Raw genomic sequence first — 15,089 nt, forward strand, 5'->3', positions numbered from 1 at the left:
CTCCGTAAGTTGTTTGGTGGCCCGGGAGGGCCGGGTGTGGCTTATGGGTTCTTGCCTTCAGTGGCTTCTCAGGAGTGGCCGCCCGGTTCTCCGGGGCGCCCTGACTGCTGATTGAGATGTGCGCGCCTTGTGCGGTCGCTGATTACGGAGATGACAGCGGGGTGTTCCTTGGGCCGACGGCACGCCGTGCGGAACGAGGAGGGGCGAGTGAACGAGCGACGGGCCCGGGTCTGGGTCGGCATCGACGCCGGTAAGGGCCATCACTGGGCGGCGGTGGTCGACGAAACCGGCGCGACTCTGTGGTCGAAGAAGATCGGCAACGACGAGTCGGAGATCCTGACCGCACTCGGCGAAATCCTGGAGCTGGCCGACGAAGTCCAGTGGGCGGTGGACATCTCCGGTACGTCCTCCGCGCTGTTGCTTGCCCTGCTCGCGGCCCATGGCCAGCAGGCCGTCTACGTGCCCGGCCGCACGGTCAACCGCATGTCCGGCGCCTACCGGGGCGAGGCCGAAACCGACGCCCGCGACGCCTACGTCATCGCGGAAACCGCCCGCCACCGCCGGGACTTCGCCACCATCGAAGTGCCCGCCCAACTCGCCGCGGACCTTGCCCTGCTGACCGCCCACCGAACCGACCTGGTGGCCGACAGGGTGCGAATGATCAACCGACTCCGCGACGTGCTGACCGGTGTCTTCCCCGCCCTGGAACGGGCCTTCGACTACTCCGCCCACAAAGGTGCGCTGGTACTGCTGACCGGCTACCAGACCCCAGCCGCCATCCGCCGACGTGGCCGGGCGCGGCTCACGGCCTGGCTCGCCAACCGCAGTGTGCGCGGCGCCGACGCCGTCGCGGCAACCGCACTCGAAGCCGCCCAGGCCCAGCAGACCGCCCTGCCGGGTGAGGACGTCGCCGCCCAGATCGTGGCCGACCTGGCCACGCAGATCCTGGACCTGGACGACCGGCTCAAGCGGATCGACAAGCAGATCCGCGACACGTTCCGCAGCCACCCGCAAGCCGAGATCATCGAGTCCCTGCCCGGCATGGGCCCCATACTCGGCGCCGAGTTCATCGTCGCTGCAGGTGACCTTGCGGCCTACGCGGATGCCGGCCATCTCGCCTCCGCGGCCGGGCTGGTGCCAGTCCCACGCGACTCGGGCCGCCGAACCGGCAACCTCCACCGGCCCAAGCGCTACAGCCGCCGCCTGCGCAGGGTCTTCTACATGTCCGCGCAGACCAGCATCATCCGCGAGGGACCGAACCGAGACTTCTACCTCAAGAAGCGCGGCGAGGGCTGCAAGCACGTTCAGGCCGTGATCGCCCTGGCCCGCCGACGAGCCAGCGTCCTGTGGGCCCTCCTGCGCGACAACCGGGTCTTCACCCCCGAGCTGCCGGTCGCGCAAGCGGCTTGACTTCATCATTGAGACTCCTGAGGAAGGTCGGTCGGGGGCGGCCTGGCGGCTCAGTACTGCGGGGTGACCTGGATGAAGGTGTTGTCGAACCAGGCGCGTACGTTGGCGTTGGAGGTCTTGTAGTACGCGGTCACCGTGTAGGTGAGGCCGGGCGTCAGGGTGTGGATGCGCTGCGTCGTCGAGGCGGAGACGGCGTCCGTCGGGTCCGCCGACTTGGAGCCGACGCAGGCCAGTTCGTCGCTCAGCTCGCGGTGCACGTTGCTGCCCTGGGTGATCCGCACGCACATGGAGCCGGTGCTGGCGATGCCGGCGGTGCCGGTTTCCAGGGCCAGCTCGATCTTCGAGCCGAACGTGAGGATCGCCTGCCGCGACTCGGGGGCCACGAAGGACACCTGCAGCGGGTTCTTCACGTTCCGGGTCTCCAGCTTGTCCACGTACGTCGTCGACGTCGTGTAGCCCGCGTCCAGGGTGTCGTTGAAGTACGGACCCGGGTACGCGGACGCCCACGAGGTGCCGGTCCAGCGCTGCAGCGAACCGTCGGCGACGGCCCGGTACTGGCCGATGTAGCCGCCCGGCACCGAACCGACGGAGGCCGGGACGACACCGCCGACGGCCTGCGGGTAGGACACCCACTTGCCGCCGTCCCAGCGCTGGAGCTGCGCGTCCGGCGTGTCCTGGTACTGCCCCGGGTAGGCGCCCGGCTGGATCGGGCCCTCGACCGGCAGGATGCCGCCGGCGGAGACGACGGTCGAGCGCAGGTCGTTCAGGGCAGTGCCCCACGGGATGCCGCCGGTGCCGGCGCTGGCGCCGACCGGCACCCGCACCTCGTACAGCGGGAGGCTGCGGGCCGGCACCGGCGGGGCCTTCGGGTCCGTCTCCGGGAGGCCCTGCAGGACCTCGATGACGGCCTCGTTGCGGGTGCCCTCGTAGAGCCTGTCGTAGATCCGCAGCACGACGAGGTCGATGCGGTCGAACTGGGCGTCGCCGGGGGCGAAGGTGACGGTCTCGGAGACCGGCAGGGTCACCGGGTAGACGCCTTCGGAGACGTCGCCCTGGATGACGGCCCGGCCCTCGGAGACGACCGCCTCCATGGCGGAGGCGCTCGTCATCCAGAAGCCGGAGAGGCGGTACTTGCCGTCGTAGGAGCCCGGCAGGATGCCGGAGCGGACCTGGACGGGGTTGAGCGCGTTGGTGGCGCCGACCTGGGTGAGGCGGGTGTCCTCGCGGGTCTGGCCGGTCTCGAGGACCCAGCTGCTGCGCAGGTTCATGGAGTTCTCCCCTTCGGAAAGCTACGAGGTCAGGACTTGAGCCATTCGGCGGTCAGGGTGCAGGCGTAGCCGGAGCCGCCGAGCGTCTTGATCGACGACGTGTGCGTGTGGTAGCCGGCGAGCTGGACGGTCGTGCCGGCGGTGAGCCTGATCAGGCCCTGGCCGCCGACGGAGACGGCGCCGTTGCCGGCGGGGGTGAGCCAGGTCATCCGGCTCTGCCCGGCGCCGTTGGTCAGGATGCGGGCGCCGCGCATGCCGGTCTGGGCGTCGTTCTGCCAGGTGACGTGGCCGGCGATGCGCCACCAGCCGGTGCGCGGGACGGTGTAGGTGGTGGAGCCGCTCCAGCCGCGGCCGTCGTCGACCTCGACGGTCGGCATCCTGATCACGGTCCAGGTGTTGGACGGGACGGACTGCTGATCGGCGGAGAGGTACTGGGTGACGCCGAGCAGGACCGTGGCCGTGCCCTCGGCGTACTGCCAGGCGGAGCCGTCCCAGCGCTGGAGGGTCGAGCCGTTGTCCCGGTACTGGCCGGTGTACGAGCCGGTCGTCACGGAGCCGGGGGCGATGCCGCCGAGGGCCTTGGGATACGAGACCCAGGTCGTGCCGTCCCAGCGCTGGAGGAAGGTGCCCGCGTCGCGGTACTGGCCGATGTAGGCGCCCTTGAATCCGCTGGTCGGCGTGATGCCGCCGAGGGCCACCACCGGCCAGTGCTCGGTGGTGACCGCGCCGCCGGTCCAGGCGATGCCGCCGGTGCCGGCGGAGACGCCCTTGGGGACCCGGATGCTGTAGAGCGGCTGGGTGCTGCCGGGGCCGCTCGGCGGGACCACCGGGGTGGCCGACGGGGTGCCCTTGACCAGGCGGATCACGGACTCGGTGACGCCGGTCTGATCGTGGTCGTTGTCGACGACGGCCAGTTCGACGAGATCGATCCGGTCGTACTGGGGGTCACCGGGGTCGATGGTGATCTTCTCGGGCGAGATCGCGCTCACCAGGTAGGCGCCCTGGCGGGTGTCCTTGCCCTGGATGATCGCGCGGCCGGTGCCGATCGTGCACTCCATGGCGGCCGTCCCGGTCAGGACGAAGCCTCCCGGCACGATGCCGGGCCGGGAGCGCAGCGGGGTCTCCTCGGGAGACTGGCCGCTGGGGGTGAGGAGGGCCGCCAGGGTGAGGCGGGTGTCCTCACGGGTCTGGCCGGTGGGCTGGAGCCATGCGGCGCGAACGGTCATGGTTCACCTCTTCGGTGGGGTCGGGTGCTGTCGGGTCTCACCGCTCGCTCGTCACCATTCGGCGCTGCGCCAGCGGACGGTCATCACCGCGTTCGGGCTGTCGTCGGGGCGGAACGACAGCTGCGCGCGGCCCGGCTCCAGCACGAACAGCTCCTCCGGGCTGGAGTCCGCCATGGCGGTGTGCCGGCGGGACGCGGTGCCGTTGAGGGTGACCGTGCCGTTGGCGGTGTCGACGACCAGCTCGTCGCCGGTGGCCAGGTCGATCGCGTACCGCAGCCGCCGGCGGCTGACCCGCTCGGTGACGGTGGGCATGGAGCACGGGCCGCGGAAGGAGATCACCGGGTGGGCGATGGCCGAGCCGGTGTTCACGGCGACCACGTCGCCGGTGGAGGTGGCCTGGCCCCAGTCGAGCGGCCAGGTCAGGTCCCAGGTGAGTCCGGACTCGGGCTGCGGGGCGGTGGTGGTGGCGGTCTGCTCGTCGACCGCGTAGCGGCGCGGGTCGGCGGCCAGCCACTGGATGGACATCCTGGAGCTGCCCTGGGTGGCGAAGCCCTGGTCGGCGGGGACGACGCGCTGGGCGATGCGGGCCCGGACGGTCAGCATCTCGCCGTGCAGCCGGACGGTGAGCCAGCGCTCCTCGTCGAGCAGCGCGAGCGCCTGGCGGAGGGCGCGGATGGCCTCGGTGGCGGCGCCGTACTCCGGCATCAGCACGACGGTGCCGCCGACCTTGCGCGGCTTGGCGTAGCGGGAGCCGGGCCAGGCGCCGTGCGAGGTGGGGCGCTCGGCGTCGGAGGCGTCGTACTCCGGCAGGTCCTCCCAGCCCTGGAGGCCGGTCCGGTCGACGGCGAAGGGCGTACCGGGGCCGATGAGAAGCCCGGCCCACTGGATCTGCCCGTCCTGGGTGATCAGCGAGCCGGGCGCGAGGTCGGCGGTGAAGCTGTCGCTTCCGGCGTATGCGGTTGTGGTCTCGGCCATGGGGCCGTCACCTCACTTCTGAGGGGGTGTCGGGTGAGCGGGCGTCGGCGGGCGTGGTGCGGGGACGCGGACGTCAGCAGTGCGCCGTCGCGAGGAACAGCAGGTCCTCGGCGGTCGACCGCGGACCGGCGCCCGGGTCCTCGCGGAACTCCCGGATGCGGTACGGCTCCCGGGGCGCCTCGGCGACGGCCGGGACCCGGCGGTTCTCCAGGACGGTGAGCGGGTCGATGCGCGGCGCGGCGTCGGCGCCGGGGAAGACGACACCGCCCTCGGCGAGCATCGGGATCTTGTCGATGTCGACGCCGAACTTCTTGCCGAGGATGTTGACGCTCAGCTTGCCGAGGCCGTCGATGATCCGGTTGGCGAAGGCGATGAGGCCGTTGATGGGGCCCTTGACGACGCCGATGACGGCGGTCAGGGCGCCCTTGACCAGTTCGCCCATGCCCCGAAGGGCCTTGCCCACGGCGTCCTTGGCGTTCCGGAAGAAGCCCGGGATCTTGTCGGTGACGAAGGTCAGGACCGGCTTGACCGCGTTCTTGATCCCGCCGAGGGCGCGGGAGGCGATCCCGCGCAGCGCCTGGGACGCGGAGCCGACGGCGCTGCCGATCCTCCTGATCCCGTCGATGGCGGCGCCGATGCCCTTCAACGCGGCCTTGAAGAGGGCCAGGTACCCCTTGACGTAGGTACCGACGGCCTTGCCGATGAGCGTGATGACCGGCCGGAGGAACGTCCAGACGGCCTGGAAGCCCTTCAGCGCCGCCTGGAAGACCTGCTTCATGATCTTCTGGCCGGTCTTGGTCTGCATCGCGTACTCGATGAGCCAGGCGGCGACGGGCACGAGGATGCCGACGAGGAAGCCGATCGGGTTGGCCCGCATGGCGACGTTGACGCCGGTCATGGCGACGGAGGCGACGGTCATGACCGTGCCGTACGTCCCCATGAGCTTGGTGATGACGTCGGTGACGGGGATCAGCGGCGCCAGGATCGACAGGACGCCGCCGATCGCGGGCCCGAACTTCGCGGCGGCGGTACGGGCCTTGCCGGCGGCGGTGCCGAGCTTCCTGACGCCGGCGCCGGCCTTGGACCGCTGGATCCCGCGGACGGAGTTCGCGGTGCCGGATGCGGTGGCGCCGAGGGTGCGGACGGAGGTGGCGGCCGTTCTCAGTTCGCCGGCGAGACGTCCGATGTTCCCGGCCGCCTGCTGGGCGTTCTGCCTCAGTCTCCTGAGCGAGTCGCCCGCCTGGCCGGCGCCCTGCCGCAGGGAGGACACGTGCGGGGTGAGCGCCCTGAACGCCGGGAGCCGGACGCGTCGCAGGGGAACCGCGGCGGCACTCATCCGCGTGCCTTCGCCAGGTACATCAGGGCGTCCGCCGTGGACTGCGGGTCACTGCCCTTGGCCGCGTGGTAGTGCTCGATGTGCAGCCCGGCGCCCACGCCCTTCCCGCCCTGCATCTGCGCTGACATGCGCGCGCGGCGGGCGGTGACGGCGAGCAGCCGGTCCAGCTTGGAGAGCGGGAGGACGGCCTCGGCCTCGCCGGCCTCGGCGAGGATCGCCGGGACACCGCCGGCGCGGGGCATGACGACACCACCGGTGGCGAGCATCGGGATGGTCGGGATGTGCACGCCGAAGGTCTTGCCGCCGACGAGCGGCACCCAGCCGGGGACGCTGACCTTGACGCCGTTGACGGCGCGGATCATCCGGTTGATCAGGCCGATGACGGAGTTGATCGGGCCGGACACCCCGCTCTTGATGCCGTTGAACGCCCGGGACGCGATGCCCTTGAGGCCGTTCCAGATGGACGACATCTTGTCCTTGACGGCCCGGAAGGCGTTCGGGATCGCGGACTTGATCCAGTTCACCACCGGGGTGATGACGGCCTTGATGCCCTTCCAGGCGCTGCCGACGACCGTCTTGATCGCCTTCATGACCGAGGTGATGACCGTCTTCCAGACCTTCACGTAGGTCTTGATGACGGTGGCGACGGCCTTGACGACGGTGGAGACGGCCTTCTTGATGCCGTTCCACACCGTCTTGATCAGCTGGCCGGCCTTCTTCATGATCGGGCCGACGGCCTTCATGACCGAGCTGATGACCGTCTTGACGGCGTCGAAGGCCTTCTTCAGGACCTTCTGCATCGTCTTCGACTGCAGGGCCATGTCGACGATCTTCTCGATCAGCGGCATGAAGAGGTCGATGAGACGGGCGAGGAAGTTGCCCTTCATCGACTTGTTGAGCTTGTCCTGGCCCTTGGCGGCCTTGCCGGCGCCCGACTCGTACTTCCCGAGCTTCTTGCCGGCGGTCTCGGCGGTCCTGCCGGCCTTGGCCATGGCCTTCTCGGCCTGGTCCGAGGCGGTCTTGAGGTTCCTGAGCTGGGTGTGGGAACCCTGGGCGTTGGTCTTGAGGGTCTTGAGCTGGCCGGACGCGGACCGGCCGGCGTCGCCGACCTTCTTGACCGAGGTGCCGGCGCCGGACGCGTGGGTCCTGAGGTTGCGCAGTCCGTCGGACGCGCCCTTGAGGGATCTGACGAGAGACATGGGTTACCTCCTTTCGGGGTGGGACGGGGTCAGCGGGTGGCGCCGAGGGCCTGGTCGAGGGACTGGATCGTGCCGCTCAGCTCCCGGAACTTCGTGCGCAGGGTTTCGGTCGCGTCGGCGAGTTCGCCCATCTTGGTGGCGGCGGGGCCCAGGTCGGAGGACTTGGGCAGGTCCTTCGGGTCGAAGCCCTGCATGGCGTCCTTGAGCTTCCCGACGGCCTTGGCGACCTTTCCGATCTTCCGGTGGTCGGCGTTCCGCATGGCGTTGTTGATCTTGTTCACGCCGTCGGCGACCTGGAGCAGCTGCCCGTGGTTGATGCCCGTGGCCGCCTCGGCGACCTTCTTCACGCCGTTCGCCGCCTGGGTGGCCTTGGCCTCGGTGGGCAGCTTGCGGAAGGACTGGAGGAAGGAGGGGGCGCGGTTGTTGAACTTCAGCAGTTCGGGGTTCATCAACGCGAGCTGCTCGCGCAGGGCCTGGGTCTGCGCGACGTTCGTGTCGTTGCCCACGAGGTCGGCGAGGCTGGTGCCGCCGTTGGCGACCCGGCGCTCGCGCGCCTCGACGTCCCGACGGCTCTGGGACCGGGCGTCGCCGTTCTCGTCGAGGGCCAGGATGGAACGCTGGGCGCGGGGAAGGTCCCGCTGGCGCCAGTTCAGGAGCTGCTGGAGGCTGCGCTGGATGCCCGAGAACCGGCCCGCCAGGTAGATGCCGACCACGCCGAGCACCGCGGCCGCCAGCACTCCGGCGAAGTTCGAGCCCCAGTACTTGAGGGCGGTGACGATCCCCTCGCCCTCGTACAGCTTCTCGACACCGGCGGCGATGCCGTCGAAACCGCCGGCCTCGAAGTACTCCGTCACCGGGTTCTTGACGATCTCCTTGTGCATGTCGTCGATCTTCGTGATGAAGCTCGTCGGCAGGTGCCGCTCGGTGAGGATCCTCGGCTCCTGCTCGATGAGGGAGGCCTTGAACTTGGAGACCGTCACCATGGGGTCCTCGGGGACGGGCTTGCCCTCCTTGCGCAGTTCCTCCTCTTCCTTCTTCTTCTTTTCGTCGGCCTCCTTCCGTTCCTTCTCCGTCATCCGTTCCATCTCGACGTTCTTGACGCGGACGGTGGCGGTCTCGAGGTCGCCCTTCAGCTCCGCGAGCCTGTCCAGGACGTCCTTGATCGTTGGTTCTGCCATGAGTTGCTCCGCTTCCGGCCGGTGAGGGCCATGCGCCGATAGCCCCTGCCGCAAGGAACTCGGCAGGGGCTCGTGCGTGTGTCGGGCGGTCGGGCGGCTAGGCGTCCTCGCTCCGGCGGGAGCCGCGGCGCAGGGTCGCGAGGGCGTCGTTCCAGCCGGCCGCGTAGGCGGCGGCCTCGCGACGGTCGACCTCGGCGTACAGCGTGCCGAGCAACGCTCTCCTGTCGAGTGCGGCGGGTCCGTTCAGGAGCTGGGCGAGGCGGTCCTGGAGCGGGATGTGCGATCGCGATGCCTCGGCCTGCTGAGTCATGGACGCCTGCCTTCCGTTGCTTGCCCGTGCGTGCGTGGCGGCGCCGCGGAGTGAGGCGGGGGCACCACGTTTTCGAACTTCTGTGCGAACAGAGTGTGGAACATCTGTTCGAGGTCTGTCGAGCCGGAAACCCCTGACGGCGTGTCTTCTCGTCAGGTCCTTCCAGGGGTTGGTCCTCGATCAGGGCTGGTGTTCGACCGGGGTACTCTGGAGGGCGCGCTCTCCGGACCTGACGCAGTCGGGGAGCCGGGCGGGGGCGCGAGGGGCGCGCGGGGGAACCCCAGGGGGTGTGGAAGGCAGTGCTGACGCATGGACACGGAGCCGGGCGGTAGCCGGCGGGAGCGAGTCACCGACTGGCTCGAGTCCCTTCCGGATCTGCCCCATCTCTTCGCACGGCTGGCCGAGCTCGTCCACGTCAACGGGTATTCCCCCGAGGACCTCGTCGTGCTGCCCCGCGCCGAGGTGGACCGGCGCGAAACCGCCGCCTTCACGGCCGGCTGGGCCGAGGCCGTCTCCGACGAACTCCCGCGGATCCGGCGCGAGTACGAGAAGCGCGTGGCCGACGCCTACGCACAGGGTCAGGGTGACGCGCGTGGAATCCGGCGCCCGCAGCGGCGCACCGATGCGAACGGGAATCCCGACGGCGCCCGGGTCATCCCGCTGCCCTTCGCCCGGCTCCTCGAACCGCCGGCCGTGGTCGTCCAGGCCGAGGAGCGCGTCCGCCGCGAACGCGAGATGTTCGAACAGCGCCCCGAGCACACCTACGCGTCGCCGGAACCCGAGTCCGCGCCCGTACCGGAACGCCTGCCGGAGCCGGCGCCCGAGCCGGAACCCGAACGGGCGTCCGACCCCGGCGCCGGCCTCGGATCCGGAGCCGGCGCCGTTCCCGAACCCGAGGCGGACGTCCTGCTCACCGCCCAGGAGAGCCGCGCCCGCCGCAACGCCCAGCCGGTGCGCAAGGTCGTCCGCGGCAAGGGCGGCCGCCCCATCGTGCCGCCGCTCGCCGGCGTGCCCGTACACGGCTCGCCCGACCGGCGGGCCTCCGAATCCGGTGATCCGGACGCGCGCGCGGGCGCGCGTGGGCGCCGGCTCTCCGAACGGGCCAGGGCCCTGGAGGAGGAACTGGCCGCCGAGCGAGCACAGGAAGCGCCCCCGGAGCCCGCTCCCTGACGGGAACGGGCTCCGGGGGCTGTGGGGGCGGACCGGCCGCGGTGGCGTCAGCCGAAGAACCGGGCGAGGGAGGCGGGCGAGACCGCCTCGCCCGAGTCGCCCTCCGCCGCGGAGTCCTCGTCCGACCCGTCGTCCTCCTCGTCCTTGGCGCCCGGGCGCGGGACCGGCTTCGGATGGTCGGGCTGATCGCTGTCCTCGTCGGAGTTGACCACCTGGAACATCCAGTTGCCGACGGCCAGATGGTCCACCACGGCGGCCAGCAGGTGATCGCCGAGCGACCACGCGGCCGCCTCGCCGTGGAGCCGGCGCTGCACGGCGGCGTCCTGCGGCAGGTTCTTGATCAGCACCATGAGCCGTCGGCTCGAGAGTTCACCCCGGTGCCAGTCGAGGAGATCGGTGCCGTAATAGCGGAGGAGGTCCGCCTCGAGGGCCTCGGCGTGTTCGTCGACGAACTCGACGAGGCTCAGTCTTCCCCCAGGCCGAGCCCGGTCTCCTTGCCGTAGGCCTCGAGGATCGCGGCGATGTCCTGCATCGTGATGTCGTGCTCCTCGAAGCGGGCGAACTGCTCCTCACCCATCAGGAGTGCGAGCAGACCGTCCACGTCGTTGTCGTCGAGCTTCCGCAGCGCCTTCGCGGCCTTGCGGGAGAGCTCGGTGGGGAGCGTGAAGGACTCGCCGTCCAGTTCGAAGGACCAGGTGCGGCCGTGGGCCTCCAGTCGCTGGGCGCGAGCGGCGTTGACGTCGAAACGGGCCATGGTGTGCGTACTCCTTGTTCGCGTGGTTCGCGGGGCGCGTGGGTGAAGAGGAGAAGGGCCGGGGCGGGACGGCGGTGCGCCGTCCCGCCCCGGGGGTGATCCCTTGCGGGGAGGATCAGGCCGCGTACGAGTTGTCCTTCATGAGGAAGGTCGCCAGCGGCTTGCCGTTGCCGTTCGACATCGCGGAGAAGGTGATGCCCAGCGTGGACGCCGCCTTGCGGGCCAGCTTGATGTCGTCGGAGGCGGTGACCTGACCGCGCGGGATGACGAAGCGGTACGTGACCGCGGTGCCACCGGCCTTGACGTCGGTGAACTCCAGGCCGAGGGCGCGCACGTCCGCGTACGGGCGCTCCGCGATCTCGTACTTGAAGGTCTCCGCCTGCGCGGCCGGCTCGGCCTCGACCGTGCCGCCGCCCATGAAGAACGGCAGCGTGTCCTCGTTGAACTGGAGCATGGCGAACTTCAGCGAGAGGTCGCGGGCCGAGTAGATGTAGTGGACCGGGGAGACCGACTGCCACGAGTCGATGGCCTCCAGCTTGTCCTTCTTGGAGAAGGTCACGCCGTCGCCGGTGGTGTGGCCGAGGTCGGTCCAGCCGGTCCAGTCGGCGGCGGGCTCGCCGGCGCCGAAGGTCGGGGCCGCGGTGCCGACGGCGGCCACGTAGAGCTTGCCGGTGCCTGCGACGCGGATCTCGGACGAGTTGTTTCCTGCCATGGTGGGTTTTCTCCTTGATGAGAGGGTGAGGGCACCGTCCCGGCCGGAGGGGATTCCGGTTCCGGGTACGGCAAAGGCCCCGCCGGATGGGCCGGCGAGGCCTGGTCTGTGGGGGCGTCGCGCGGGCGCCGGGGGAGCGGAGCGCCGGACGGGGCTCGGCGTGAGCGCCGGTGTCACGCTCGGGGCGCGGGTGGCTAGGCGACGTCCAGGGAGAGCTGGATGACGCAGAGGTAGCGGTGGGCGCCGCGGTAGAGGTAGTCGGGCAGCCAGCGGGGCCCGTCCTGCTCCTCGACGTCGCTGACGTAGTTCACGCCGAGCTGCTTGCCGATGGTGGCGAGCAGCGCGCGCCGGGCGGCGTTCGCGATGACGTGGGCCTCGGTCTTGGTCGGCCCGTACACCTCGAACTCGATCAGCGGCTTGTCGACGTGCAGGTCGCCGATCCAGGCACCGCCGCGGCGGTTGACCAGGACGGCCTTCTGCGTGCCGTCGAAGCCGCTCGGCGCCTGGACGGCGATCGTGACGCCGGCCAGCGCCGGGTCGGCCTTGAGGACGTCGACGACCAGCTTCTCGACGTCCGGGAACGCACTCGGGGGAGTGGTCATGACGGTTCTCCTCGGTGGAAGGGAGCGCGGGACGGGTGGTGCGGGTGCGTGGTCTCCGCGTACGGGGTGCGGAGGGGTGCGCGGCGACGCGTACGTGACGCGTCCGTGGTGCGGGGGGCCGCCCGGGGCGCTCGACGCGGGGAAGGGGGCGGGGGGCGCGGAGCGCTCCCGGACGGCGAACGGCGGAGCCTGCGGCCCGTCTCGCGGGCACAGCTCCGCCGCTGCACCAACTGTGACAGACGAGCGTGCGCGCACGCAACTAGTTCGGGGGCCGATTTCGGAATCCCTCGCCCACGGATCCGCCGTACCTCATCTGACCTGGGGAAACGCCCTTCCGGAGCGAGCCGCCGCCCGCTAGGTTGGATCTCCCGCACCCCAGGAGGAGCCGCCCGTGCCCGCCGTTCCCGACGCCCGCCCCCGTCTCCTCTACGTCACCGACCTCGCCTACCCGGCCCGCGGACGCCGCTACTGCGACGAGGACATCGACCTCACCGCCCGCCTGCGCGCGGCATTCGACATCGCCCTCTGCCACCCGCGCGACGCCGCCGCCCTCATGGACGGCTTCGACGCCGTCGTCGTCCGCAACAGCGGCCCCGTCCTCCACTACCAGGAGGCCTACGACGCCTTCCGGGCCCGGGCCCGCGCCCTCGGCACCCGCGTCTACAACCCGCTGCACGGCCGCGGCGACATGGCCGGCAAGCAGTACCTGCTCGACCTCACCGCCGCCGGGTTCCCCGTCATCCCCACCGTCGACCGCCCCGAGCACCTCGACCGGCTCCCCGCCGCCGGCTCGTACGCGGTCAAGCCCAAGGCCGGCGCCGACTCCATAGGGCTGGAGTTCGTGCCGTACGAACGCCTCGCGGAGCTCCCGTACGGCGAGATCCTCGTCCAGCCGCGGATCGACTTCCGCTACGAGGTGTCCTTCTACTTCGTCGACGACCGCTTCCAGTACGCCCTCTCCTCCCCCGACCCCGAGCAGCGCTGGGTCCAGGCGACGTACGAGCCCACCGAGGCCGACCTCGCCTTCGCCCGCCGCTTCCTCGACTGGAACACCCTCGACCACGGCATCCAGCGCGTCGACGCCTGCCGCACGCCCGAGGGCGAGCTGCTCCTCGTCGAGCTGGAGGACCTCAACCCGTATCTGTCGCTCGACCGGGTCGGGGACGACGTGCGGGCACGCTTCGTCAGCGACATGACCGCGTCGCTGTACGCGTTCCTGCGCGCGTGAGGACATGACGAAGCGCCCCTGTCCCCACGGGGGACAGGGGCGCTCTTGTGCGCCGTTCGGCTCGTCAGGCGGTACGGGGCTTTCGCCGGGTCGCGCGTTCCGCCGCGAAGACGTCCTCCAGGCGGAACAGCTGCGCGCGGCCCGCCTTGCCCGCCGCGCGCAGATGGCCCAGCTGCACCCACTTGCGGATCGTCGCCGGGGCGACCCCCGCCTCCTCGGCGGCGAGCGGGCCCGGGATCAGCGCCGGAAGGGACAGCGGCAGGGCGGTCGAGCTCAGCATGAGGTCCTACCTTCTTCTTGGGTTGATCGGTCATTCGTAAGATCGATGGCCCAGGGGCTCTGGGTATGGCTGGCATGTGGCCGCCGTTGGATGGCTCAGGAGACTTGGCCGCCCGGAGTCCCGCGACGACTCGACCGCTAATTGGGAGACGCGACGCGATCGCTGTGTAGGACAACGTCGGCGAGGTCGTCTGCTGGGTTCACGCGCGACGAGTTGGTGGAGGTGGCTGTGCCCGAGATCTGGGCCGGAGTGGACATCGGCAAGGAACATCACCACTGCGTGGTGATCGACGCCCAGGGCAAGCGGCTTCTGTCGCGACGGGTCTTGAACGACGAGATCGAGCTGCTCCAGCTCACTGCCGACGTCCTGGAGCTGTCGCGCGACGTGCTGTGGGCAGTGGACATCAACCACGGCGGAGCCGCGCTCCTGCTCGGCCTGCTGGTCAGCCATGACCAGCACATCACCTACATCACCGGACTGGCCGTCCATCGTGCCTCGGCCGGCTACCGGAGCCAGGCCAAGACCGACGCGAAGGACGCCTTCGTCATCGCCGACCAGGCCCGCATGCGCACCGACCTCGGGGTCCTGCGGCCCGGCGACGAGATATCCGTCGACCTGCGCACCCTGGTCAACCGCCGCACCGATCTGGTCTGCGACCGGACCCGGCAAATCAACCGTCTCCGCGCTCAACTCCTTGAGATTTTCCCCGCGTTGGAGCGTGCCCTGGATCTGACCAGGAAGGGGCCGGTCGTGCTGCTGACCGGCTACCAGACCCCGGCCGCCATCCGCCGCGCCGGAACCTCGCGCATCACCACCTGGCTGAGGAACCGCAAGGTCTACGGCAGTGCGGCCTTGGCCCGGACCGTCGTGGAGGCGGCCGAGGCCCAGTTCACCGCGCTGCCCGGCGAGAAGCTCGCGGCCACCATGGTGGCCCGCCTGGCGAAGGGGGTGATGGCCCTCGATGAGGAGATCGCTGAAGTAGAAGCCCTGATCGAGGCCCGGTTTCGCGAGCACCCGAGCGCCAAGGTGATAGAGAGCCTGCCCGGCATGGGCACCATGCTGAGCGCGGAGTTCCTCGCCGCCACCGGCGGTGACATGGAGGCCTTCGGCACCGCGGACCGCCTGGCCGGCTACGCCGGCCTCGCACCCGTCCCCCGCGATTCCGGACGCGTCAGCGGCAACCTCCACCGCCCGCGCCGCTACCACCGCGGCCTGCTCCGTGCCTTCTACCTCTCCGCCTTCGCCAGCCTGCGGACCTGCCCTGCCTCGAAACGGTTCTACGAGCGCAAACGCGCCGAAGGCAAGGGGCACAAACAGGCGCTGCTGGCACTCGCCCGTCGCCGGACCAACGTCCTGTGGGCCATGATCCGCGACGGAGCGTGCTACCAAGCCACACCACCAGTCACAGCAGTGGCTTGACAACGTCATTGGGAAGTCTCCT

General features: G+C 70.5%; 16 protein-coding genes. 4 read left to right on the forward strand and 12 right to left on the reverse strand.

The window, feature by feature from the left end; all coding sequences use genetic code 11:
* Positions 1-207: 207 nt before the first annotated feature.
* Positions 208-1,410 (forward strand): IS110 family RNA-guided transposase, encoded by a 1,203-nt coding sequence (locus tag ESG85_RS18715; RefSeq protein WP_128980710.1) that lies wholly within the window; start codon positions 208-210, stop codon positions 1,408-1,410.
* Positions 1,411-1,460: 50 nt separating this feature from the next.
* Here ESG85_RS18715 and ESG85_RS18720 read toward each other — a convergent pair whose 3' ends face one another.
* The 7 genes from ESG85_RS18720 to ESG85_RS18750 form a co-directional block, all read right to left on the reverse strand.
* Positions 1,461-2,678, reverse strand: coding sequence for a hypothetical protein (locus ESG85_RS18720; RefSeq protein ID WP_128980712.1), 1,218 nt, complete (start codon positions 2,676-2,678; stop codon positions 1,461-1,463).
* Between the two features lie 29 nt (positions 2,679-2,707).
* Positions 2,708-3,904 carry a hypothetical protein gene (locus tag ESG85_RS18725; protein ID WP_128980714.1) on the reverse strand — a complete coding sequence of 399 codons (1,197 nt, stop codon included), beginning with the start codon at positions 3,902-3,904 and terminating at the stop codon, positions 2,708-2,710.
* A gap of 51 nt (positions 3,905-3,955) precedes the next feature.
* Positions 3,956-4,879, reverse strand: coding sequence for a phage distal tail protein (locus ESG85_RS18730; protein WP_128980717.1), 924 nt, complete (start codon positions 4,877-4,879; stop codon positions 3,956-3,958).
* 73 nt (positions 4,880-4,952) lie between these two features.
* A complete protein-coding gene (locus ESG85_RS18735; RefSeq protein ID WP_128980719.1) occupies positions 4,953-6,215 on the reverse strand; it encodes a phage tail tape measure protein in 1,263 nt (420 codons plus the stop codon).
* Positions 6,212-7,414, reverse strand: a complete 1,203-nt coding sequence (locus ESG85_RS18740) for a phage tail family protein (RefSeq protein ID WP_128980721.1) — start codon at positions 7,412-7,414, stop codon at positions 6,212-6,214. The genes ESG85_RS18735 and ESG85_RS18740 overlap by 4 nt, the downstream gene beginning before the upstream one ends.
* A gap of 29 nt (positions 7,415-7,443) precedes the next feature.
* Complete coding sequence (locus ESG85_RS18745) at positions 7,444-8,592, reverse strand: hypothetical protein (RefSeq protein ID WP_128980723.1); 1,149 nt, start codon at positions 8,590-8,592, stop codon at positions 7,444-7,446.
* Between the two features lie 97 nt (positions 8,593-8,689).
* Positions 8,690-8,902 (reverse strand): hypothetical protein, encoded by a 213-nt coding sequence (locus tag ESG85_RS18750; protein ID WP_128980725.1) that lies wholly within the window; start codon positions 8,900-8,902, stop codon positions 8,690-8,692.
* A gap of 309 nt (positions 8,903-9,211) precedes the next feature.
* On the opposite strand from ESG85_RS18750, the gene ESG85_RS18755 reads away from it, so the two are divergent.
* Positions 9,212-10,072, forward strand: coding sequence for a hypothetical protein (locus tag ESG85_RS18755; protein ID WP_128980727.1), 861 nt, complete (start codon positions 9,212-9,214; stop codon positions 10,070-10,072).
* Between the two features lie 47 nt (positions 10,073-10,119).
* Here ESG85_RS18755 and ESG85_RS18760 read toward each other — a convergent pair whose 3' ends face one another.
* The 4 genes from ESG85_RS18760 to ESG85_RS18775 form a co-directional block, all read right to left on the reverse strand.
* The gene (locus ESG85_RS18760) at positions 10,120-10,422 is read right to left on the reverse strand and encodes a hypothetical protein (RefSeq protein WP_164986268.1); all 303 of its coding nucleotides are present in this window, start codon (positions 10,420-10,422) and stop codon (positions 10,120-10,122) included.
* Positions 10,423-10,535: 113 nt separating this feature from the next.
* A complete protein-coding gene (locus ESG85_RS18765; protein WP_128980732.1) occupies positions 10,536-10,826 on the reverse strand; it encodes a hypothetical protein in 291 nt (96 codons plus the stop codon).
* A 115-nt stretch (positions 10,827-10,941) separates the two neighbouring features.
* On the reverse strand, positions 10,942-11,538 hold the full coding sequence (locus ESG85_RS18770; protein ID WP_128980734.1) for a phage tail tube protein: 597 nt from the start codon (positions 11,536-11,538) through the stop codon (positions 10,942-10,944).
* Between the two features lie 194 nt (positions 11,539-11,732).
* Positions 11,733-12,140, reverse strand: coding sequence for a hypothetical protein (locus tag ESG85_RS18775; RefSeq protein ID WP_128980736.1), 408 nt, complete (start codon positions 12,138-12,140; stop codon positions 11,733-11,735).
* Between the two features lie 391 nt (positions 12,141-12,531).
* Between ESG85_RS18775 and ESG85_RS18780 the strand changes: the two genes are divergently transcribed.
* Positions 12,532-13,368, forward strand: a complete 837-nt coding sequence (locus ESG85_RS18780; protein WP_128980738.1) for an ATP-grasp domain-containing protein — start codon at positions 12,532-12,534, stop codon at positions 13,366-13,368.
* Between the two features lie 64 nt (positions 13,369-13,432).
* On the opposite strand, the gene ESG85_RS18785 is transcribed toward ESG85_RS18780, so the two are convergent.
* Positions 13,433-13,648 carry a MerR family transcriptional regulator gene (locus ESG85_RS18785; RefSeq protein WP_181019065.1) on the reverse strand — a complete coding sequence of 72 codons (216 nt, stop codon included), beginning with the start codon at positions 13,646-13,648 and terminating at the stop codon, positions 13,433-13,435.
* 222 nt (positions 13,649-13,870) lie between these two features.
* Between ESG85_RS18785 and ESG85_RS18790 the strand changes: the two genes are divergently transcribed.
* Positions 13,871-15,067: an IS110 family RNA-guided transposase gene (locus ESG85_RS18790; RefSeq protein ID WP_128978222.1), complete on the forward strand. Its 1,197-nt coding sequence runs from the start codon at positions 13,871-13,873 to the stop codon at positions 15,065-15,067.
* The last annotated feature ends 22 nt before the right edge of the window (positions 15,068-15,089 follow it).

Origin of the sequence: Streptomyces roseicoloratus (assembly GCF_004117935.1) — a bacterium.
GTDB lineage: Bacteria > Actinomycetota > Actinomycetes > Streptomycetales > Streptomycetaceae > Streptomyces > Streptomyces roseicoloratus.